The sequence below is a fragment of the Mesorhizobium sp. genome (assembly GCF_005063415.1).
In the GTDB taxonomy this organism is placed as follows: Bacteria; Pseudomonadota; Alphaproteobacteria; order Rhizobiales; family Rhizobiaceae; genus Mesorhizobium.
On sequence record NZ_SUEG01000019.1, the window covers coordinates 34,562 to 55,193 of the forward strand.

Sequence of the window (20,632 nt, forward strand, 5' to 3'; positions counted from 1 at the left end):
CCTTTTCGACGCCAAAGGCTCGCTTCGGCGTTGCCGCCATGCCGCCATAGGCGATGCGCACATCCGCCACCGTGCCATGCTCGGCGAGCTTCAGGAAAAACGCGCCTAGCGCTGCCGTAATGTCTTCGTCGCGGCGCTTGGTGATCTTGTAGACGGCAAATTTCGTCTCTCTGCCCGGCACCGGAACATGCACGGCCTCGACGAATTCGCCGGGCTGCCGGTCCTGGCGGCCATAAGCGATGAAAAAATCCTCGAGTGGGATCGTCCGCCGCTTGTCGCCGCGGCGCAGCGTCAGGTGGGCACCGAGTGCGATCAGCGGCGGCGGCGTGTCGCCGATCGGCGAACCATTGGCGATATTGCCGCCGATTGTGCCCATGTTGCGCACCTGGTCGCCGCCGATGCGGTCGAACAGCGGGCCTAGCGCCGGGATGCGCTTCGCCAGCGTCGCGAAGGCTTCGCTATAGGTGACACCGGCGCCGATCGAGATGACGCCCTTGTCCTCGGACATCCCGCACAGACCATCGAGATTGCCGATGAAAACCGCCGGCGCAATATCGCGCATGTGCTTGGTAACCCAAAGGCCGACATCGGTCGAACCCGCAACGATAGTGGCGCTCGGCTCCTTGACCAGCACGCTGGCCAGATCGTCGGCATTGGCCGGCACGATCAGCCGCTTGTTGCCCGAGCCGATCTCGATGCGCGAACCGTCCTTCATCGCTTCGAGCTTGGCCGTGACTGCCTTGCGCTCCGCCGCCAGCGGATCCTTTGCCGCCTTGCCGTAGCTGGAGATGGCACGTGCGGCGCGCATGATCGCCTCGTAGCCGGTGCAGCGGCAGAGATTGCCCTGCAGCGCCTTTTCAATGGCGGCGTCCGACGGCTCCGGCGACCGCATCCACAGAGCATAAAGCGACATGACGAAACCCGGCGTGCAGAAGCCGCATTGCGAGCCGTGGAAATCCACCATGGCCTGCTGCACGGGGTGCAGTTTTCCTGGGTCGCCGCGCAGATGCTCGACGGTCACGACATGCGTGCCGTCTTGCGAGCCAAGGAAGCGGATGCAGGCATTGACGCTTTCATAGACCAGTGTTCCACCGGAGAGCCTGCCGACCAGCACCGTGCAGGCGCCGCAGTCGCCCTCGGCGCAACCTTCCTTGGTGCCGCGCAGCGAGCGGTCGAGCCGCAGCCAATCGAGCAGTGTCTGGTCGGGTGCAACCGTGTCGAGCGCGACGTCCTCGCCATTGAGGATGAAGCGGATTTCGTTGCGTGTCTTGATCCCAGCCATCTCAGCTTCCCCGATAGGTCGAATAGCCGAAAGGCGACAGGAGCAGCGGCACATGATAGTGCACCGGCTCGGCCATGCCGAAGCGGATCGGCACATGGTCGAGGAAGGCCGGTTCCGGCAGTTTTGTCCCTTGCCGGCGCAGATAATCGCCGGCCGCAAAGATCAGCTCGTATTCGCCGGTACGGAATTCCGCGCCGGCAAGCAGCGGAGCATCGCAGCGGCCGTCATCATTGGTGACGACCGTTTTCAGATGCGTCCGGGCCTGGCCGTCAAGATGATACAGCTCGATCGACAGACCGGCAGCCGGCTTGCCGGCCGCAGTGTCGAGGACATGGGTCGTCAGGCGCCCGCCTTCGGCTTTCGACGTTTCCGCCACTGGCTGCTCCATTCCCTGCATAGTCGAACACTATGAATTGTGCGCCAATTAAAGGCGATGCATAAGTCCCGGTCGAGCGGAGCGCGACAAAAACACTTTCAAAAATTTCGGGGGAATGCGCAGGCACTCCTTTCGACTATCCTGATCACACTTTCCGGCAGGAGCGAGAATGCGTTACGAACGAGACATGCGCGGCTACGGAGCCAATCCGCCGGATCCGAAATGGCCCGGCGGGGCGCATGTCGCGGTGCAGTTCGTCGTCAATTACGAAGAGGGCGGCGAGAATTGCGTCCTCCACGGCGACAAGGCTTCGGAGGCTTTCCTGTCGGAGATCGTCGGCGCCGCGCCCTGGCCCGGCCAGCGCCACTGGAACATGGAATCGATCTACGAATACGGCGCCCGCGCCGGCTTCTGGCGATTGCTGCGCCTGTTCAGCGAGGCACAAGTGCCGATCACCTGCTACGGCGTCGCCACGGCCCTGGCGCGTTCGCCCGACCAGGTCGCGGCGATGCAGGAGGCCGGCTGGGAAATCGCTTCGCACGGGCTGAAATGGATCGACTACCGCGACCACGCGCCGGAAGACGAGCGCCGCGACATGGAGGCGGCGATCCGGCTGCATTATGAGGTGACAGGGGCGCGGCCGACCGGCTGGTACACCGGCCGCACCTCGATCAACACGGTGCGGCTGGCAGCGGAAGAGGGTGGCTTCGACTATGTGTCGGACACATATGACGACGAACTGCCCTACTGGTTCGAGCATGTGGCACCGGACGGGTCGGCGAAGCCGCAGCTGGTCATCCCCTATACGCTCGACGTCAACGACATGCGCTTTGCCACGCCGCAGGGCTTCAACTCGGGCGACCAGTTCTTTGCCTATCTCAGGGATAGTTTCGACACGCTCTATGCCGAGGGCAAGGCAGGGCGGCCGCGTATGATGAATATCGGCCTGCACTGCCGCCTGGTTGGGCGGCCGGGCCGGGTCGCGGCACTGAAGCGCTTCATCGACTACGTCAAGTCACACGACAAGGTCTGGCTGGCACGGCGCATCGACATTGCAAGACATTGGCAGGAGACGCATCCGTTCCAGTTGCCGGCGCTGCGCCCGTCGAAAATGGAATTCGAGGCCTTCGTCCACGCATTCGGCGGCGTGTTCGAGCATTCGCCGTGGATTGCCGAGCGCGCCTATGAGCTGGAGCTCGGCCCGGCGCATGACAGTGCCGGCGGCCTGCACAACGCTTTTTGCCGCGTGTTTCGCGCGGCAAGCGAGGCCGAGCGGCTTTCAGTTCTCAACGCCCACCCCGACCTTGCCGGAAAACTGGCGCAGGCCAAGCGGCTGACGGCGGAATCGACGAGGGAACAGGCTTCGGCCGGACTCGACGCGCTGACCGACAAGGAGCGCGAGCTGTTCGCAAAACTCAATGCCGCCTACGTCACCAGTTTCGGTTTCCCCTTCATCATTGCGGTGAAAGGCAAGACCAAGGAGGAGATCCTGGCCGAGCTCGAGGCGCGTATCGGCAACAGCCACGACGTTGAGTTCGAAACCGCCTGCAGACAGGTCGAGCGCATCGCGCTGCTTCGTCTCAAGGACATGCTTCCGCAATAGGCTTTGGCTGCCGCGATAGGCCCTGGCTTCCGCAACAGGCTTGAATTTATGGATATGATGAAAATGGCCGAGCGAACCTATTATGCGCCGCAGGGCGGACATCCCGGCCAGAGCGAATTGCTGACCGGCCGCGCTGTGTTCACACAGGCCTATGCCGTCATCCCCAAGGGCGTGATGCAGGACATCGTCACCAGCGCCTTGCCGTTCTGGGATGGGACACGCGTCTGGGTGCTGTCGCGCCCGCTGTCGGGTTTTGCCGAGACGTTTTCGCAATATATCGTCGAGCTCGCGCCTGGCGGCGGCAGCGACCACCCTGAGCTTGACGCCGCCGCCGAAGGTGCGCTGTTCGTGGTCGAAGGCGAGCTGAGCGTTTCTCTTGCCGGCAAGAAACATAGCTTAAGGCCGGGCGGCTTTGCCTTCCTGCCGCCGGCGAGCGGGTGGACGGTGCGCAATGAAAGCGGCGGCGCCGTCCGCTTCCACTGGATCCGCAAGACTTATGATGCGGTCGACGGGATCGATACGCCGCAAGCGTTCTTCGCCAACGAACAGGACATCGCGCCGAGCCCGATGCCGGGTACCGAAGGCCGATGGGCGACCACGCGCTTCGTCGATCCGGCCGACATGCGTCACGACATGCATGTCACGATCGTCACGCTCGAGCCGGGTGCGGTCATTCCTTTCGCCGAGACGCATGTCATGGAGCACGGGCTCTATGTGCTGGAGGGCAAGGCGGTCTACCGTCTCAACCAGGACTGGGTAGAAGTCGAGGCCGGCGACTATATGTGGCTGCGCGCCTTCTGCCCGCAGGCTTGCTATGCCGGCGGGCCAGGCAAATTCCGCTATCTCCTCTACAAGGACGTCAACCGCCACGCCAAGCTTGGCAGCGCCGGCGTCGCGAGACCTACACCATGACCCGCATCGTCGCGCGGCCGCTGACCCGCGAGAATTTCGCCGAATTCGGCGACGTCATCGATATGGGCGGCGACAACCATTATCCGATCAATGGCGGCAAGGCCGAGCGCTATCACGATCTCGCCACCGCGGAAGCACGAGGGCCGAATGCGCGCGTGCTGATCTCGATGGTGCGCGGCACGCCCTATGAGTTGCCGTTGAGGCTGGCCATGGTGGAGCGCCATCCGTTCGGCAGCCAGGCCTTCATCCCGCTGTCGCCACGGCCGTTCCTGGTCGTCGTCTGCCATGATGGCGAGGAAGGCCCGGGCGAACCGCATGCGTTCATCACCGCGCCCGGGCAAGGCGTCAACTATCCGCGCAATTTGTGGCACGGCGTGCTGACGCCGATCGGCGAGCCGCAGGACTTCCTGGTCGTCGACCGTGGCGGCGAAGGCTCCAATCTCGAAGAGTGCCACTTCTCGCACGCCTATGAGATTCATCTTCCCGATGGGGGCCGGTGATGGCTGACATTTCGCTGATCGACCGTCTGCTCGACGTCATCGAGCACGACATCGGGCCGAAGACCGCCGAAGGCGTCGCGCGTGGCAACAAGCTGTTCGGCGCGGCGATCCTGCGCAAGGACGACCGCTCGCTGGTGCTTGCCGAAACCAACAACGAGACGGAAAACCCGCTCTGGCATGGCGAGGTGCATTGCCTGAAGCGCTTCTACGAACTGCCGAAGGCCGAACGCGTCGATACCAGGGATGCGATCTTTCTTGCCACGCACGAACCCTGCTCGCTCTGCCTGTCGGCGATCACCTGGACCGGCTTCGACAATTTCTACTATCTGTTCAGCCATGAGGACTCGCGCGACAACTTCGACATCCCGCACGACCTGAAGATCCTGAAGGAGGTCTTCACCCTCGACCCCGGCGGCTACAATGCCGAGAACGCCTATTGGAAGAGCTTCTCGATCCGCAGACTGGTGCGGTCGCTGCCCGAGATCGAGCGCCTGCGACTGGAAACGCGGATCGGCAAAATCTCCGCACGCTACGACGAACTGTCCGGCGCCTACCAGGCTGGCAAGGCCGACAACGACATTCCGCTGAGTTGACGCGGATTGACCAGCCGAATTCGTTGGCTGGCCCACGACGCATCGGCAGCGGCTCCATCATGTGGCCGCATGAAAACCGTCACTCAATTTCCCCGCAAGGTTGTCGAATTTCCGGACATGGGGATCGTCATGCCGGACGGCTGCCGCCTGTCGGCGCGGGTGTGGATGCCGGCCGATGCTGCCGACGATCCGGTGCCGGCAATCCTCGAACATCTGCCCTATCGCAAGCGCGACGGCACGATCTATCGTGATCAGCTGACGCATCCCTATTTTGCCGGCCACGGCTACGCCTCGATCCGCGTCGACATGCGCGGCAATGGCGATTCCGAAGGGCTGATGGACGACGAATATTCCGAGCAGGAATTGCAGGACGCTTGCGACGTCATCGCCTGGGCGGCGGCCCAGCCCTGGTGCAACGGCAATGTCGGCATGATGGGCATTTCGTGGGGCGGCTTCAACTGCCTGCAGGTGGCGTCTAAGCAGCCGGCGGCGCTGAAGGCGGTCATCAGTCTCTGTTCGACGGTCGACCGCTATGCCGACGACATCCACTACAAGGGCGGCTGCCTGCTGATCGAGAATTTCGGCTGGGCCTCGACCATGCTGTCCTATTCGTCGCGGCCGCCGGATCCGTTGCTGGCCGGCGACAATAGATGGCGCGACCTGTGGCTGACCCGGCTGGAGAACCAGCCCTTCCTGGCGCCGCTGTGGCTGAAGCACCAGCACCGCGACGCCTATTGGAAGCGCGGCTCGATCTGCGAGGACTATCCGGCCATCCATGCCGCGGTGCTGTCGATCGGCGGCTGGCACGACGGCTATCGCAATACGATTTCCCATCTCGCCGCCAATATCGAGGCGCCGGTCAAGGGCATCGTCGGCCCGTGGATCCACAAATACCCGCATTACGCCGCGCCCGAACCGCGCATCGGCTTCCTGCAGGAGGCGTTGCGCTGGTGGGACCGCTGGCTGAAGGACATCGACACCGGCGTCGAGGCCGACCCCGCCTACCGCGCCTATGTCATGGACAGCGTGCGTCCGGCGCGGTGGCGTCCCGAGCGGCCGGGCCGTTGGGTCGCTGAATCGGAATGGCCGTCACCCAATATCAGGACGCAAGAGATTGAGCTTATCGCTGAAGGCAACCACGCTATCGTCGCTTCGCCGCAAAACTGCGGCCTTGCCGGCGGCGAATATTTCCCCTTCACCTTCGGCCCGGAACTGCCGGGTGACCAGCGCCCCGACGATGCGCTGTCGGTGTGCTTCGACCAGCCGGTGCTGACCGAAACGGTCGACATTGTCGGTGCTCCCGAAGTTGTGGTCAGGGTCTCGTCGGACCGGCGCCAGGCGAACATCGCGGTTCGGCTGTGCGACGTCCATCCGGACGGGGCATCGGAGCTGATCTCGTACGGCGTGCTCAACCTGACGCATCGCAACTCGCACGAATTTCCCGAAGCGCTGGTGCCCGGCGAAACCGTCAGCGCCCGGGTGGTGCTCGACCAATGCGCCTATCGTGTGCCGGCCGGCCACCGCTTGCGCGTTGCCGTTTCGAACGCCTACTGGCCGATGATCTGGCCGTCGCCGGAACCGGTCCGGCTGGAATTGTCGGCCGCGACATTGATGCTGCCGCTGCGCCCGCCGGCGACAGGCGACGAGGTCACCTTCCCCGCCCCCGAAGGCGCCACGCCCTGGGCAACCGAAACGGTCCGCGCCGCCAATTCCGGGCGTCATGTCGATCGCGACGAAAAGACCGGAATGATCACGCTTTCCATCGTCGACGATTTTGGTGAGGTGCGCGACCTGGAGCATGGCCTCGCCAATGGGAGCATCGCCAGAGAGACATGGGCGATCCATCCCGACAATCCGCTGTCAGCGTCGGGCAAGACGCATTGGACCCAGACGCTGTCGCGAAATGAATGGTCCGTGCGCACCGAAACCTTCGCCGAAATGCGCTCCGACGCACAAAGCTTCATGGTTCGCGCCAGAATTGAAGCCTATGAAGGCGAGAAACTGGTCTTCGAGCGCAACTTCGAGGAGAAAATCCCGCGCGCACTGCTTTGAGCGCTTATCGCGATTAGTCCAATTGCGACGCACGATTTACGCCACGGCATGTCGCATTCGGTCTTGCTTACCGCTTTCCCTTACGGTCATTATTCTCCCGATCGAAATGAGAAAAAAACGACCATAAGGTCGGACCAACAGAGTGAGGAACTTAACATGTCGAACGAACTGGAATATCTGAGCCGGCGCGTTGCGTCCGGCAAGCTGAGCCGTCGCGATTTTCTCGGCCGGGCGGCAGCGCTCGGCGTCACCGCAACCTTCGCCAATTCGCTGCTTTCCAGCGCTTCCCGCGCGGCGGGTCCGGTCAAGGGCGGCACGCTCAAGGCCGGCCTGGTCGGTGGCGAATCCACCAACAGCCTCGATCCGGCGCTGTTCATGACGCAGGTGCCGTTCGCCTTCGGCAAGATGTGGGGCGAACTGATCGTCGAGCTGTCTCCCGAAGGCAAGCTCGAGAACCGCATTGCCGAGGAGATCGGCTCGTCGGACGACGCCAAGACCTGGACGCTGAAGATCCGCGATGGCGTCGAGTTCCACAACGGCAAGAAGGTGACCGCAGAGGACGTGGCCGCCACCCTCGAACGCCATTCGAACGAGAAGTCGAAATCCGGTGCGCTCGGTTACATGAAGGGCATCGAGAGCATCAAGGCCAGCGGCAAGGAAGTGGTGCTGACGCTGAAGGAGCCGAATGCCGACCTGCCCTATCTGCTTAGCGACTATCACCTGATCATTCAGCCGAATGGCGGTAAGGACAAGGCCGATGCCGGTATCTCGGCGGGCCCTTACAAGGTCACCACCAACGAGCCCGGCGTGCGCCATGGCGGCGAGCGCTTTGCCAATTACTGGCAGGGCGACAAGATGGGCCATGCCGACCAGATCGAGATCATCGTCATCAACGACGCCACGGCGCGTACGGCGGCGCTGCAGGGCGGCCAGGTCCACATGATCAACCGCGTCGAGCCGAAGATCGTCGACCTGATCAAGCGCGTGCCCGGCGTCACCATCCGCAACCATTCGGGACCCGGCCACTACGTCTTCATCATGCACTGCAACACCGCGCCGTTCGACAACAACGATTTGCGCATGGCGTTGAAGCTAGCGATCGACCGCGAGGAGATGCTGAACAAGGTGCTGCGTGGCTATGGCTCGCTCGGCAACGACTTCCCGATCAATGCATCGTACCCGCTATTCACCGAGATCGAGCAGCGCAAATACGATCCCGACAAGGCCAAGTTCCACTACAAGAAGTCGGGCCATGACGGTGCCGTCCTGCTCCGGACGTCGGACGTCGCCTTCCCCGGTGCGGTCGATGCCGCACAGCTGTTCCAGCAGAGCGCGGCCAAGGCCGGCATCAAGCTGGAGATCAAGCGCGAGCCGGGCGACGGCTACTGGTCGGAAGTCTGGAACAAGCAGCCCTTCTGCGCCTCCTATTGGGGCGGCCGGTCGACGCAGGACCAGATGTACTCGACCGCCTATCTGTCGACGGCCGACTGGAACGACACACGGTTCAAGCGTCCGGATTTCGACAAGATGGTGCTGGCGGCCCGCGCCGAGCTCGACGAGGCCAAGCGCAAGGCAATGTACCACGACATGGCTGTGATGGTGCGCGACGAGGGCGGGCTGATCCTGCCGATGTTCAATCAGTTCATCGACGCGACGGGCGCCAAGGTTGCCGGCTGGGTGGATGATCCGCATCAGGAGTTGATGAACGGATATGCTCTGGCGAAGTGCTGGCTCGAAGCCTGAGCCCGGCCTTGCGGATATGTCCTCACCCATCGTGAAACTGGTGGCCCAGCGCATTGCGCTGGGCATCATCCTTCTCTTGGCCGTTTCGGTCCTGATCTTCGCCGGCACCCAGATCCTGCCCGGCGACGTCGCGCAAGCCATTCTCGGACAGTCAGCGACACCGGAGTCGCTCGCCAATCTGCGCGAGCAGCTCGGCCTCAATGATCCCGCTTACATCCGTTATTTTCGCTGGCTCGGCGGCATCCTGACCGGTGATCTCGGCACGGCTATGTCGAGCGGTCAGGATATCGCAACCTCTATCAAGGGAAGGCTGTGGAACACGCTGTTCCTCGCCTTCTGGGCGGCGGTCGTCGCGGTGCCGCTGGCGATCATCCTCGGGCTGATCGCGGTGCGCTACCGCAATGGCTGGGTCGACAAGCTGATCTCGGGACTGGCGCTGGCCTCGACGTCCTTCCCGGAATTCTTCGTCGGCTATGTGCTCGTCTTTTTCTTTGCGGTGCAGCATCAATGGTTTCCCGCCATTTCCACGGTCTATGACGGGATGCCTTTCGGCGAACGCATCCAGGCCATCGCACTGCCGGCGGCGGCGCTGACACTGGTGGTGCTCGCCCATATGATGCGCATGACGCGCGCCGCGATCCTCAATGTCATGCAGTCGGCCTATGTCGAAACCGCCGAACTCAAGGGGCTTTCGGCCTTCGCCGTCATCCGCAGGCATGCCTTCCCCAATGCCATTGCGCCGATCATCAACGTCGTCATGCTCAATCTCGCCTACCTGATCGTCGGCGTCGTCGTGGTCGAAGTTATTTTCGTCTATCCAGGCATGGGCCAATACCTCGTCGACCACGTCACCAAGCGTGACGTGCCTGTGGTTCAGGCGGTCGGGCTGATCTTCGCCGCCGTCTACATCAGCCTGAACATCATCGCGGACATAGCGGCGATCGTCGCCAATCCGCGCCTTAGACATCCGAAATGAAGGGGTCGGGTATGCTCGTCATCAAACGCATCCCCATCCCGGCATTGATCGGCATTGTGCTGACGATGCTGTTCGTTCTGGCGGCGATTTTTGCGCCGTGGATCGCGCCGCATGGCAATGCCGAGATCGTCAGCGACGTCCCTTGGGAACCGATGTCGGCGGCGCATTGGCTGGGCACCGACAATCTCGGCCGCGATCTGTTGTCGCGCATGATCTATGGCGCCCGCATCACCCTGTTCATCGCGGTGCTGGCGACCGCGCTGTCGTTCTCGCTCGGCGCCATCCTCGGCTTCTCGGCGGCGGTTTTCGGCGGCTGGTTCGACACGCTTCTGTCGCGTCTCGTCGATCTCCTGATGTCGATCCCGACACTGATCATGGCGCTTGTCGTGCTGTCGGTGCTGCCATCCAATCTGGTGACGCTGATCCTGGTCATGGGCGTTCTGGATTCGACCCGCGTCTACCGACTGTCGAGGGCGGTCGCCGTCGACATCAATGTCATGGACTACGTCGAGGCGGCCAAATTGCGCGGCGAAGGCAGCGGCTGGATCATCTTCCGGGAAATCCTGCCCAATGCGCTGTCGCCGCTGGTTTCGGAACTCGGCCTGCGCTTCATTTATGCCGTGCTGTTCCTGTCGACGCTGTCCTTCCTTGGGCTTGGTGTGCAGCCGCCGGACGCCGATTGGGGCGGCATGGTCAAGGAAAACAAGGATGGCATCGTCTTCGGCATAGGCGCCGCCCTCATTCCGGCGGCGGCGATCGCAGCGCTGGCGATTTCCGTCAATCTCGTCGCCGACTGGGTGCTCAACCGCACGACAAGCCTGAAGGGAGGACGCGGGTAATGGCCGACAAGCAACCAAAGCCCGGGCAACCGAAGCCCGGGCAACCGAAGTCCGGCGTGCTGCTCGACATCCGCAATCTGCGCATCGAGGCGACCGTATATCCGCCGGGCGAGGCGCCGAAGAACATCGTGCTGGTGCACGATGTCTCACTGACACTCGAAAAGGGCAAGGTGCTCGGATTGATCGGCGAGTCCGGCGCCGGCAAATCGACCATCGGCCTGTCGTCGATGGGCTACGGCCGCGGCGGCGTGCGCATCACCGGCGGCGAGGTCATCCTCAATGGCCGCGACATCCTGAAGGGCGGCAACGAAGGGTTCCGCAAATTGCGCGGCCGCGAGGTCTGCTATGTCGCGCAATCGGCGGCAGCGGCCTTCAATCCGGCGCACAGGCTGATGGACCAGGTGGTCGAGGCAGCACTCCTGCACGGCACGGCGACGCGGGCCGAAGCCGAAAAGCGCGCCGTGGCGCTGTTCAAGAAGCTCAGCCTGCCGAACCCCGAAAACATCGGCGAGCGCTTCCCCCACCAGGTGTCGGGCGGTCAGCTGCAGCGCGTGATGACGGCAATGGCGCTGTGCTCGGAGCCCGACCTGATCGTCTTCGACGAGCCGACCACGGCGCTCGACGTGACGACGCAGATCGACGTGCTGGCGGCGATCAAGGATGCCATCCGCGACACGCATGTCGCGGCGCTCTACATCACTCACGACCTTGCCGTCGTCGCCCAGGTCTCGGACGAGATCATGGTGCTGCGCCACGGCCGGCTGGTCGAATGGGGCGGCACCCGCCAGATCATCAAGGAGCCGCGCCAGGAGTACACCAACGCGCTGGTTTCGGTGCATGAGATCGAACACCAGGAGCAAAAGCCCGGCACGAGCCCGTTCCTGTCGGTCAAGAATATCACCGCCGCTTATGGCCGCAGTCACATCAAGGTGCTGAAGAACGTCTCGGTCGATATTTTCCCCGGCCAGACGCTGGCGGTGGTCGGCGAGTCCGGCTCCGGCAAATCGACACTGGCGCGCGCCATCACCGGTCTCTTGCCGCCCGAACAAGGCACCGTCACCTTCGACGGACGGCCGCTCGCCAACCGGCTTGCCGACCGGCCGAAGGAGGATCTTCGCCAACTGCAGATGATCTACCAGATGGCCGACGTGGCGATGAACCCGCGCCAGACGGTCGGCACCATCATCGGCCGGCCGCTGGAATTCTATTTTGGGATGCGCGGGCGTGAGCGCGACAAACGCGTCGCCGAACTGCTCGACAAGATCGAAATGGGCAAAGGCTATGTCGACCGCTATCCGGCCGAGCTTTCGGGCGGCCAGAAACAGCGCGTCTGCATCGCCCGCTCGCTCGCCGCCAAGCCGAAGCTGATCATCTGCGACGAGGTGACCTCGGCGCTCGATCCGCTGGTCGCCCACGGCATACTGGAGCTGCTGCTCGGGTTGCAGAAAGAGGAAAACGTCGCCTATCTGTTCATCACCCACGACCTGGCCACGGTCAAGTCGATCGCCGATTCAATCGCCGTGATGTATCGCGGCGAAGTGGTGCGCTACGGCGCCAAGAGCACCGTGCTGACGCCACCCTTCGATGCCTACACCGATCTTTTGCTGTCGTCGGTGCCCGAAATGGAGATCGGCTGGCTGGAAAAGGCGATCAAGGGACGGCGCATGGCCAGCGCGGGGAACTAACGGGCCGGCCATTGCGCCCGATGATCCGGTCCGGGCGTGGATTGAACGGCAGGCCCCCAAGCGCACGATCCGACTTATCCGACTAAACCGCACGGAGCCGCCTATGGCGCTCAAGACAAAGCTTTTGCTCATCATCCTCGACGGCGTGCCTTACCGGAACTGGCGACGGCTGATGGGCAATCTCGAAGGCTGGGTGCAATCCGGCGACGCGCGCGTGTGGAAGATGCGCTCGGTGCTGCCGTCGACGTCGGCATCCTGCTATGCCTCGATCCACACTGGCGTGCCGCCCCAAGTGCACGGTATCCTGTCGAACGAGAACCGGTTTCGCGTCGAACAGCCGGACGTTTTTTCCGAGGTCACGAAGGCCGGCGGCAAGACGGGTGCGGTCACCCATTCCTACTGGTCCGAATTCTTCCGGGCCTATCCGTTCGACCTGGTCGAGCACATGGAGTTCGACGAGCCGGGCGGGCCGATCAGCCATGGCCGGTTCCACACCATGACCGGCTACAATGCCAGCAACCAGATGACGCCGAGCGACGTCGACCTGTTCGCGACGTTGACCATGCTGACCAGGCGCTACGGCATCGACTACGGCATCCTGCACAGCTGCACGCTGGACTCGATGGGCCACCGCTTCGGCCATGACTGCCACGAGATGGATCATGCCGTTTATGCAATGGACGCCATGCTCGCCGGCTTCCTGCCGCGCTGGCGGGAGGCCGGCTACGAGGTGATCGTCACCGCCGATCATGGCCAGACCAATCGCGGCCATCATGGCGGCCACGACGAGGAGATGCAGGATTTCGCACTTTACTACTTCGGATCCGGCGAGGGTCCGGAAGCCAATACGCTGCTCGATCAGCTGCAGCTCGCGCCGACGGTGCTTGCGTGTCTCGGCGTGCCGGTGCCGGCGACAATGAAGGCCGAGCCATTTCTCGACTGATTGGTGCCTGGCCTGCTTACTTGCCGAGAACATAAAGCCGGGCCGAAATGCGCGACGCCAAATGGAGGCCGGATACAGCAGTCAAAGTTCGAGGCAGACCTTGCCAAAATGCTTTTGGGACTCGTAGTGCTTGAAGGCATTGGCGATCTCCTGCAGCGGAAAACCGCGGTCGATAGCAGGCTTCAAACGGTTGGCCTCTATGGCACGAATCATGTCGTCCTGGTCTGCCCTGCTGCCAATCGAGATTCCGCTGACCCTAATCTGATTGGAAAACAGGGCCGGGATCGAAACTTGCCCGGCAAACCCACTCAAGACACCGATCAGTGCGATGTGGCCGCCCATCCTGCAAGCTGTTATCGATTGCGCCAACGTGCCGGGCCCGCCAACCTCGATCACATGATCGACGCCGCGTCCGTCCGTCAAAACCCTTGCCTTCTGACCCCAATCCGGCACTGCCTTGTAATTGACGACAATGTCGGCCCCAAACCGCTTTAGCTTTTCCAGCTTCTCCTCCGATGAAGAGGTGGCAATAACCCGAGCGCCGGCAATTTTTGCGAATTGCAGCGCGAACAGCGATACACTTCCCGTGCCAAGGACCAGCACCGTATCACCGGGCTTCACCTGGCCGCACACCATCAGGGCTTTCCAGGCGGTGACGCCGGCACAAGTAAGCGTTGCCGCCTCCAGATGCGTGAAGCCTGCCGGTGCCCTTGTGAAGGCATGCCAGGGCATGCACACATACTCGCGGGCATAGCCGTCAACATCATCTCCCAATTCGCCGCTCTTATTGGCTGGCGTCGGTTGGCCTGCCAGCCAATGGGGCCAATAGGTGCTGACGACGGCATCGCCGGCCTTGAATTCTTGGACATCGTCTGAGACAGCAACCACCTCTCCGGCGCCATCGGACAGCGGGATACGGCCATCGGCGCACGGTTTCCTGCCCAGCGCCACCATGCTGTCATGGAAATTCAACGAACACGCGCGTATCCTGACAAGCAACTCACCCGGCCCTGGTTCCGGGCAATCTTCCTCGACCAGCTTGAGATTTTCCAAGCCTCCCGGCGCTTTCAGCCTAATCAGTCTCATGGAAAGCTCCTTCCGACCGCGCAAGGCTTCATGCGCCCCACCACTCGCGTGGACGCTTGACCGCGTCGAACACCGCCACCGGCGACTCATCCACGAAAATCGCGCCCGCAAAGCTGTTGTTGGTCATGACATTCGCCTCTTCAGGCTGGGTTGCCGTTTGCGATCGGGACCTTAGTCGCCCCGCAGCGGACCGTTGAGTTACAAAACTGTCGGGAATCCCTGAGTCCAATTACCCCTCGCCCGAGGCTGAACGACTGCACCTTGCCCGATGGGTATGAGCCACCTCGTGGGCGCCGTCATTGCCAGCTTGACGGCCGCCTTCTGCTTGGCGCCACTGACTGAGACAGTATCTATAAAAAGGGGGAGAACGGTACACTCTGGCAACGCTCCCGCTGTTCAGTTAGCCTCCGCAAATATGCGGGCGGAGGCGGTGAACCTTTTTGGGCCGATCAGCGACAGAGCAGGCAGGAGCCAGGCGGCTCGACCGGCGATGACGGCCGCAGAGACCGATCGCGCGCTCGTCGAGCGGGTCGCGAAGGGCGACCGTACCGCCGTGCGGCTCCTGTTCATGCGCCACCACGCGCGGGTCTACCGCTTCGTGGCACGCCAGACGGGATCGGAACTGATGGCCGACGATATCGCGAACGAGGTATTCCTCGAACTCTGGCGGCAGGCGCCGGTCTTCGAGGGGCGCTCGGAGGTGTCGACATGGCTGCTCGGCATTGCCCGCTTCAAGGCGCTGTCCCTGCTGCGCAAGAAGAAGGAAGACTGGATCGACGACGATGACGCGGCCCAGGTCGCCGACGGCGCCGACACGCCGGAAGTCGTGACGATGAAAGAAGACAAGGCCGCTGCCTTGCGACGCTTCATCGATGCCATGCCGGAAGAGCACCGCACGGTGATCGACCTTGCCTATTATCACGGGCAATCGGTGAGCGAGATCGGCGAGGTGCTCGGTATCCCGGTCGCCACGGTCAAGACCAGGATGTTCTACGCCCGCAAGAAACTCGGCGAAGCCCTCAAGGCCGCCGGTTACGACAGGGGGTGGCCATGAGCGCCGCTGAAAAAATGTCGCGCCGCGACAAAATGGAAATGCTGCTGCCGTTTTATCTGAACGGCTCGCTGGAGGGCACCGAGCTCGAAGCCATCGAGGAATGGCTGGCGAGCGACCCGGCGGCGATGGCCGCACTAGGCGAGGCCGAGGCCGAATTCTCCGGCACCGCTGCCGCAAACGAGGCAATCCGCCCGCCGGCCGATGCGCTCAGCCGCTTTGCCAGGGCGCTCGACGCCGAGGCTGGCCCGGCCCGCGCGCCTGCGGCATCGTCCTGGCTGGCGCAGGCCTGGAGCCGCTTCATGGCGGTGCCCGCCGGCGTCGCCTGGGCGGCGGCCGCGGTGCTGCTGGCTCTGGTCGTCGCGCAATCCTTTGTGCAGACCGGCAACAGAGGTGGCGATTTCGAGATTGCCGGATCGGAGGACGATCTGGCCAAAATGCCGTTTGCACTGGTGAAGTTCAAACCGGATGCGAAGCTGTCCGACATCCTCGCTTTTCTCGACCAGAACCAGTTGAAGATCGCGGGCGGGCCTACCGCCGACGGCGTGTTCCGCCTCGGCGTTCCGGCCGAGACCGCCGCGGACTATCAGAAACTGCTTGACCTTATTGCCGCCCAGCCTTTCACCGAAGCTGCCCTGGAGGGAAGGAAACCGGCTGATGGCGGCTAAGGCGGTCATTCGATTGACGGCGGCGATGACAATCTTCGCCGCGTCCGCAATGGCGCAGACCAACGACCCGAACCTCACCCAGGCGGAGATCGACTGCCTGAACCGGGGAAGTGCTGCCAACGCCGACTGCGCCAAGGGTGGCGGCGGCGTGAAGGATGGCGGCAAAGCGCCGGCTCCTGGAACGACGGGCGTGGTGTTTCTTCCGGCCTTGATTGTCGACCTGTTCCCCAATCCTGCCGTAGTCACCGAGGCGCCGATACCTCCTGGCAATACTGCGGCGCCGCCGTCCGCTCCGCCTTCGGGCGCGCCGGCAATACAGGCTGCCGCGCCGGGTGGTCCGGTCGTAGCACCCACCGATCTTGTCGCAACCGAGCCGCCGCGCGCCGTGATCGGCGATTTCGTGCCCGACGAGGTGCTGGTCACCGTCAATGGCGATGCCGGCGCGGTCCAGCAGATCGCCGCCTCGTTCGGCCTCGAGATACGCTCGCAGCGGCAGTCGCGGCTGCTCGGCAACACACTGGTGCGCTTCGGCATACCCGATGGCCGCCCGGTCGGCGTCGTGCTGGCGCAACTTGCCGCCGACGGCCGCACTTTGCGGCGTGAGGCCAACCACGTCTATGCGCTGCAGCAGGCGGCCAGCATCGTCAATTATGCGTTCGAGCGCATCGCACTCGACGCCAACGCGGCCAGCGGCGAGAATGTCCGCGTCGGCGTCATCGACACCGGCATCGACGACAGCAATCCGGCGCTTTCCGGCGTTATTGCCGGGCAGTTCGATGCCATGCCCGACGTGCCGATCAAGGCGCGCGACCACGGCACTTCGGTGGACGGCCTGATCGCCGGCACCGGCGCGTTCAAAGGCATGGCGCCGGGCGCCAGGATCTATCACGCCCGCGCCTTCGAGGGCGGCAAGTCGACCATGGACGTGATACTTTCGGCGCTCGACTGGGCGGCGGAGCAGGATGTCCGCATCATCAACATGAGCTTCGTCGGTCCGAAGAACGAGCTGCTCGGCATCGCCTGCCGCAATGCAAGCGCGCTTGGCATCGTGCTGGTCGCGGCCGCCGGCAATAACGGACCGAAGGCGCCCTATAGTTATCCGGCCGCCTTCGACGGCGTGATCGCGGTGACGGCCACCGATGCCAAGGACGGGCTGATGCCGCAGGCTAATCGCGGCGCCTACGTCTTCATCTCCGCTCCCGGCGTCGAGATGGTGGCGCCGAGCGGCGCCGGCTCGGACGTGGTGACCGGGACCTCCTTTGCAGCGGCGATCGTGACCGGCGCGATCGCCAATCTGTTGCATGCCGCGCCCGACCGCTCTGCCGACTGGGTAGAGAAAGCACTTGCCGCCACGGCAAAGGATCTCGGCCCCAAGGGGCGCGACAATGATTTCGGCTTTGGCCTGCTGGACACAAAGGCCGCCGAGGCGGCCAAGGACTAAGTCTTTTGTTTGAAGCTTCTGCCTTATCAAAGCTCAATCAATTGGTTGTCGCAAATGGCCAAGAAGGGTGGAGGCCGTGTAAAAACTCGACTCTGGCCGATGCTCTAAGAATGTTGTTCCTGACCTTTGCATAAGCTGAGAACGTTTATGCTTCTCAAGGGCAGCAGCAGCATTATTCGAGAATAGAATTCTACGCTCAGGATATCGCGACGGGTTTCCACCGGCCTCGGTGGAGAGCGGCCGTTTACCGAGCCTCATAACGCTGTCGCGAAACTTGTCTCACGCCGTGCTATAATGACCAAGCCAACCTGCACTACGCCGCAGTAGGGAAAATGCTTCACCGCTGCGGGCACACAGAATGTAGACCTGTGGTCGCCAGTCCGGATCAGAAATAAAAACGACAGGGAGGATGACGTGTCCCTCGACGCCAGTGACTTCGATCAAGCAGTTGAAGAATACCACCTGGCTCTGGATGAGTTCATGAAAGGAAACCCCGCGCCAGCGAAGAAGCTCTTTTCCCAACGAGACGATGTAACACTGGGCAATCCCTTTGGCCCTTTCGCGCATGGATGGAAGCAGGTCGTTGAGATGATGGAGCAAGCGGCATCGAACTACAGGGACGGCGACGCTACCGGCTTCGAGAACATGGCGAAGTGTGTGACGTCTGAGCTGGCATACATCGTCGAAGTGGAGCGGCTCAGGTCCAAGGTTGGCGGTCGGAGCCATGTCACGCCTCTTGCGTTACGCGCGACGAGCGTCTTTCGCCCAGAAGATGGTCTGTGGAAGATTGTGCATCGTCATGCCGATCCGATAACGACGGCTCAGCCAGCCGATTCGGTACTCCACCGATAGCGGTTGTGGTATGGGGGAAGCGATCGATCTCCTTTGCTGCTGCAGCGCGGCTATTCTTCAGTCCGTTCTCTGCTAAGGGTTGGCCCGCGTCATCGGGCTCGCAGGGTCGGACGGCCGCTCTGGGTCGAACTCGGTCGCCCGGAGTGATCGAGTTTTGACCTTTAGGCAGGCGCGCCGGCGACCGATCCCCTAACCACCAAGTCGACCGGCCAAACCTCGCCGCGAGCCGTTCGGCGATGCGTGCGGCCGCCAGGCGGATCGACGAACGTGTGGTCGACAGCGGCACCGAAAGATTTTGCGGCTTCAGGACAGTGATTTCGGCTATGGGCTGCCGGACACCAAGGCGGCGGAAGCGGCGAAGGAGTAGCCGCGCCCGCTCAAGTCGCGGTTTGCCGAGGACGTGCCAGAAAATAGAACGCGGCGATGTGCGTGATCATCAGCAACGGTACGTAGATGATCGGGATCGCGTAGGTGGCGCCCAGTTCCCCCGCGCGTGCAGGAAGGCCGATCTGAATGGCGTGATAGTAGTCGACGATGAGGTCGACCGTCCCTACGACATTGAAGGCGACGACCAACGGCCAGAAGAGCCGGCGTATCCTCACCGTGAGCAGCGCCAGCATGGCCAGCACGCCAGTCGCGAAATCGCCGTAGGCGGCGAACACGGCGAAATTGGCAGGCAGATTGGGGCCTACGACGCCTGGAACCATGAAGACGAGCCCGAAGAAGCGGAAGCTGTGCAGCGTAGCGATAGCGCGTTGCGCCGCGACCCGGTCCATCGACCTGAGCCACGGCAAACCGTACGCTCCGAAGCAAAGCAGCCACGCGACATAGCCGAGAACAAGATGGATTTGGAACACCATTTCCGTGGACATTTGGCCGCCTCTCAACAGTTGGTTCACGCGGCCTTAAGCCCGCTACCGCAATTCGACTATCCGGTGTAATCACAACAACCTATGAAGCAGAACTACACAGTCCGACATGGTGCGCTGGAGGGCGTCGAGGCGTTCCTGGCCGTCGCCAGGCGCCGCAACTTCCGCCGTGCCGCCGCCGATCTCGGCGTGACGCCGTCCGCTGTGAGCCAGGCGGTGCGCGCACTGGAAGCCCGCCTGGGCACGGCGCTGTTCGTCCGCACGACGCGGAGCATCGGTTTAACCGAGCCTGGCCAGCGATTCCTCGACCGTGCCGGACCAGCATTCGAGGAGCTCGTCGCGGCCGGCGAGGCTGCCCGCGATATCGGCCAACGGCCGACCGGTCTGCTACGCCTGTCTGTGCCCCGCGCCATCGTGCCGCTGATGTTGGAGCCGGTGCTCGCGTCGTTCTGCCAAGCCTATCCTGAGATCGAACTGGAGATCGCCGTGAGCGACCAGATGGTCGATCTCGCGACCGGCGGGTTCGACGCCGGCATCCGCCTCGGCCAGCTCATCGCCGCCGACATGGTCGCAGTGCGGCTGACAGCGCCGTTCTCGTTCGTGGTCGTCGGTAGCCCTGACTATCTCGAGCGCCACGGCCGTCCCGAGCGTGTCGACGACTTGCGCCACCACGCCTGCCTGCGCTTGCGCCGCTCGAATGGCAGCATCGCGCCCTGGTCGTTCATCGACGGCAATGGCGCGATCGAAGCGGTCGTCTCAGGCCCACTGATCGCGCACGACTATTCGACATTGGTCGGGGCTGCGATGCGGGGCGTTGGGCTAGCGCAAACGCCGCGACCACTCGCCGAAGGTCCGATAGCCGAAGGAAAACTCAGATCGGTGCTGGACAGCATCGCAACAACGACGCCGGGTGTCTTCCTCTATCATCCTGGCAAGCGCCAAGTCCTGCCGAAGCTGCGCGCCTTCATCGATCACCTCAAATCCGCGGCCTGAGACCAGGACGCACTCGCTGACGCTGACCAACAGCCGCCAAGGTCGACCTCGGCCGTTCAGAGTGATTGAGTGCCCCTAGGCAGGCGCGCCGGCGATCGATGCCCTGACCACCAGGTCGACCGGCCAGACCTCGCCGCGGGCGCCCTCCTCCAATCCGGAAATCCGCGC

18 protein-coding genes and 2 pseudogenes are annotated in these 20,632 nt (G+C 63.1%); 15 read left to right on the forward strand and 5 right to left on the reverse strand.

Translation table 11 applies throughout. From position 1 onward, the window contains the following. Both xdhA and uraH read right to left on the reverse strand, forming a co-directional pair. A pseudogene (gene xdhA, locus E5W70_RS07970) lies at nucleotides 1-1,282 on the reverse strand (xanthine dehydrogenase small subunit); the annotation flags it as partial. Between the two features lies 1 nt (nucleotide 1,283). Further along, nucleotides 1,284-1,658, reverse strand: coding sequence for a hydroxyisourate hydrolase (gene uraH, locus E5W70_RS07975; RefSeq protein ID WP_292656185.1), 375 nt, complete (start codon nucleotides 1,656-1,658; stop codon nucleotides 1,284-1,286). Nucleotides 1,659-1,827: 169 nt separating this feature from the next. On the opposite strand from uraH, the gene puuE reads away from it, so the two are divergent. The 10 genes from puuE (at nucleotide 1,828) to E5W70_RS08025 (ending at nucleotide 13,504) form a co-directional block, all read left to right on the forward strand. Beyond that, the gene (gene puuE / locus E5W70_RS07980) at nucleotides 1,828-3,261 is read left to right on the forward strand and encodes an allantoinase PuuE (protein ID WP_292656188.1); all 1,434 of its coding nucleotides are present in this window, start codon (nucleotides 1,828-1,830) and stop codon (nucleotides 3,259-3,261) included. A 48-nt stretch (nucleotides 3,262-3,309) separates the two neighbouring features. Beyond that, nucleotides 3,310-4,173, forward strand: a complete 864-nt coding sequence (locus E5W70_RS07985) for a bifunctional allantoicase/(S)-ureidoglycine aminohydrolase (RefSeq protein ID WP_292656191.1) — start codon at nucleotides 3,310-3,312, stop codon at nucleotides 4,171-4,173. Then, nucleotides 4,170-4,673, forward strand: coding sequence for an ureidoglycolate lyase (locus E5W70_RS07990; RefSeq protein ID WP_292656194.1), 504 nt, complete (start codon nucleotides 4,170-4,172; stop codon nucleotides 4,671-4,673). Before E5W70_RS07985 ends, E5W70_RS07990 begins: the two co-directional genes overlap by 4 nt. Next, on the forward strand, nucleotides 4,673-5,266 hold the full coding sequence (locus E5W70_RS07995) for a nucleoside deaminase (protein WP_292656196.1): 594 nt from the start codon (nucleotides 4,673-4,675) through the stop codon (nucleotides 5,264-5,266). Before E5W70_RS07990 ends, E5W70_RS07995 begins: the two co-directional genes overlap by 1 nt. A gap of 69 nt (nucleotides 5,267-5,335) precedes the next feature. After that, a complete protein-coding gene (locus tag E5W70_RS08000) occupies nucleotides 5,336-7,318 on the forward strand; it encodes a CocE/NonD family hydrolase (RefSeq protein ID WP_292656198.1) in 1,983 nt (660 codons plus the stop codon). Nucleotides 7,319-7,474: 156 nt separating this feature from the next. After that, nucleotides 7,475-9,061 (forward strand): ABC transporter substrate-binding protein, encoded by a 1,587-nt coding sequence (locus tag E5W70_RS08005; protein WP_292656200.1) that lies wholly within the window; start codon nucleotides 7,475-7,477, stop codon nucleotides 9,059-9,061. 16 nt (nucleotides 9,062-9,077) lie between these two features. Continuing rightward, the gene (locus E5W70_RS08010) at nucleotides 9,078-10,037 is read left to right on the forward strand and encodes an ABC transporter permease (RefSeq protein ID WP_023718086.1); all 960 of its coding nucleotides are present in this window, start codon (nucleotides 9,078-9,080) and stop codon (nucleotides 10,035-10,037) included. An 11-nt stretch (nucleotides 10,038-10,048) separates the two neighbouring features. Further along, entirely contained in the window at nucleotides 10,049-10,876 is an 828-nt protein-coding gene (locus E5W70_RS08015; RefSeq protein WP_292656204.1) for an ABC transporter permease, read from the forward strand. Next, nucleotides 10,876-12,561, forward strand: coding sequence for an ABC transporter ATP-binding protein (locus tag E5W70_RS08020; protein WP_292656207.1), 1,686 nt, complete (start codon nucleotides 10,876-10,878; stop codon nucleotides 12,559-12,561). The genes E5W70_RS08015 and E5W70_RS08020 overlap by 1 nt, the downstream gene beginning before the upstream one ends. Nucleotides 12,562-12,664: 103 nt before the next feature. Beyond that, nucleotides 12,665-13,504, forward strand: a complete 840-nt coding sequence (locus E5W70_RS08025) for an alkaline phosphatase family protein (RefSeq protein WP_292656210.1) — start codon at nucleotides 12,665-12,667, stop codon at nucleotides 13,502-13,504. Between the two features lie 81 nt (nucleotides 13,505-13,585). Here E5W70_RS08025 and E5W70_RS08030 read toward each other — a convergent pair whose 3' ends face one another. Continuing rightward, a complete protein-coding gene (locus tag E5W70_RS08030; RefSeq protein WP_366509680.1) occupies nucleotides 13,586-14,557 on the reverse strand; it encodes an NAD(P)-dependent alcohol dehydrogenase in 972 nt (323 codons plus the stop codon). A gap of 523 nt (nucleotides 14,558-15,080) precedes the next feature. Here E5W70_RS08030 and E5W70_RS08035 point away from each other — a divergent pair. The 4 genes from E5W70_RS08035 (at nucleotide 15,081) to E5W70_RS08050 (ending at nucleotide 18,602) form a co-directional block, all read left to right on the forward strand. Then, nucleotides 15,081-15,644 (forward strand): sigma-70 family RNA polymerase sigma factor, encoded by a 564-nt coding sequence (locus E5W70_RS08035; protein ID WP_292656213.1) that lies wholly within the window; start codon nucleotides 15,081-15,083, stop codon nucleotides 15,642-15,644. Continuing rightward, nucleotides 15,641-16,309: an anti-sigma factor gene (locus tag E5W70_RS08040; RefSeq protein WP_292656216.1), complete on the forward strand. Its 669-nt coding sequence runs from the start codon at nucleotides 15,641-15,643 to the stop codon at nucleotides 16,307-16,309. The genes E5W70_RS08035 and E5W70_RS08040 overlap by 4 nt, the downstream gene beginning before the upstream one ends. Beyond that, nucleotides 16,299-17,750 (forward strand): S8 family serine peptidase, encoded by a 1,452-nt coding sequence (locus E5W70_RS08045; protein ID WP_292656217.1) that lies wholly within the window; start codon nucleotides 16,299-16,301, stop codon nucleotides 17,748-17,750. The genes E5W70_RS08040 and E5W70_RS08045 overlap by 11 nt, the downstream gene beginning before the upstream one ends. Before the next feature lie 414 nt (nucleotides 17,751-18,164). Beyond that, complete coding sequence (locus tag E5W70_RS08050) at nucleotides 18,165-18,602, forward strand: nuclear transport factor 2 family protein (protein WP_292656220.1); 438 nt, start codon at nucleotides 18,165-18,167, stop codon at nucleotides 18,600-18,602. A gap of 161 nt (nucleotides 18,603-18,763) precedes the next feature. Here E5W70_RS08050 and E5W70_RS08055 read toward each other — a convergent pair. After that, nucleotides 18,764-18,909 (reverse strand): annotated as a pseudogene (locus E5W70_RS08055) (transcriptional regulator); the annotation flags it as partial. A 70-nt stretch (nucleotides 18,910-18,979) separates the two neighbouring features. Then, a complete protein-coding gene (locus E5W70_RS08060; RefSeq protein ID WP_292656223.1) occupies nucleotides 18,980-19,474 on the reverse strand; it encodes a hypothetical protein in 495 nt (164 codons plus the stop codon). 81 nt (nucleotides 19,475-19,555) lie between these two features. Here E5W70_RS08060 and E5W70_RS08065 point away from each other — a divergent pair, with 81 nt between their 5' ends. Continuing rightward, nucleotides 19,556-20,464 carry a LysR family transcriptional regulator gene (locus E5W70_RS08065; protein ID WP_292656226.1) on the forward strand — a complete coding sequence of 303 codons (909 nt, stop codon included), beginning with the start codon at nucleotides 19,556-19,558 and terminating at the stop codon, nucleotides 20,462-20,464. Nucleotides 20,465-20,632: the final 168 nt, after the last annotated feature.

Excerpts from the sequence above, each read along its gene's own strand:
- E5W70_RS08005 (WP_292656200.1), top strand. The coding sequence starts at position 7,475 with ATGTCGAACGAACTGGAATATCTGAGCCGGCGCGTTGCGTCCGGCAAG.
- E5W70_RS08040 (WP_292656216.1), top strand. The coding sequence starts at position 15,641 with ATGAGCGCCGCTGAAAAAATGTCGCGCCGCGACAAAATGGAAATGCTG.
- E5W70_RS08015 (WP_292656204.1), top strand. The coding sequence starts at position 10,049 with ATGCTCGTCATCAAACGCATCCCCATCCCGGCATTGATCGGCATTGTG.
- E5W70_RS08035 (WP_292656213.1), top strand. The coding sequence starts at position 15,081 with ATGACGGCCGCAGAGACCGATCGCGCGCTCGTCGAGCGGGTCGCGAAG.
- E5W70_RS08065 (WP_292656226.1), top strand. The coding sequence starts at position 19,556 with ATGAAGCAGAACTACACAGTCCGACATGGTGCGCTGGAGGGCGTCGAG.
- E5W70_RS08045 (WP_292656217.1), top strand. The coding sequence starts at position 16,299 with ATGGCGGCTAAGGCGGTCATTCGATTGACGGCGGCGATGACAATCTTC.
- E5W70_RS07985 (WP_292656191.1), top strand. The coding sequence starts at position 3,310 with ATGGATATGATGAAAATGGCCGAGCGAACCTATTATGCGCCGCAGGGC.
- E5W70_RS08020 (WP_292656207.1), top strand. The coding sequence starts at position 10,876 with ATGGCCGACAAGCAACCAAAGCCCGGGCAACCGAAGCCCGGGCAACCG.
- puuE (WP_292656188.1), top strand. The coding sequence starts at position 1,828 with ATGCGTTACGAACGAGACATGCGCGGCTACGGAGCCAATCCGCCGGAT.
- E5W70_RS07990 (WP_292656194.1), top strand. The coding sequence starts at position 4,170 with ATGACCCGCATCGTCGCGCGGCCGCTGACCCGCGAGAATTTCGCCGAA.
- E5W70_RS08000 (WP_292656198.1), top strand. The coding sequence starts at position 5,336 with ATGAAAACCGTCACTCAATTTCCCCGCAAGGTTGTCGAATTTCCGGAC.
- E5W70_RS08025 (WP_292656210.1), top strand. The coding sequence starts at position 12,665 with ATGGCGCTCAAGACAAAGCTTTTGCTCATCATCCTCGACGGCGTGCCT.
- E5W70_RS08060 (WP_292656223.1), bottom strand. The coding sequence starts at position 19,474 with ATGTCCACGGAAATGGTGTTCCAAATCCATCTTGTTCTCGGCTATGTC.
- E5W70_RS08010 (WP_023718086.1), top strand. The coding sequence starts at position 9,078 with ATGTCCTCACCCATCGTGAAACTGGTGGCCCAGCGCATTGCGCTGGGC.
- E5W70_RS07995 (WP_292656196.1), top strand. The coding sequence starts at position 4,673 with ATGGCTGACATTTCGCTGATCGACCGTCTGCTCGACGTCATCGAGCAC.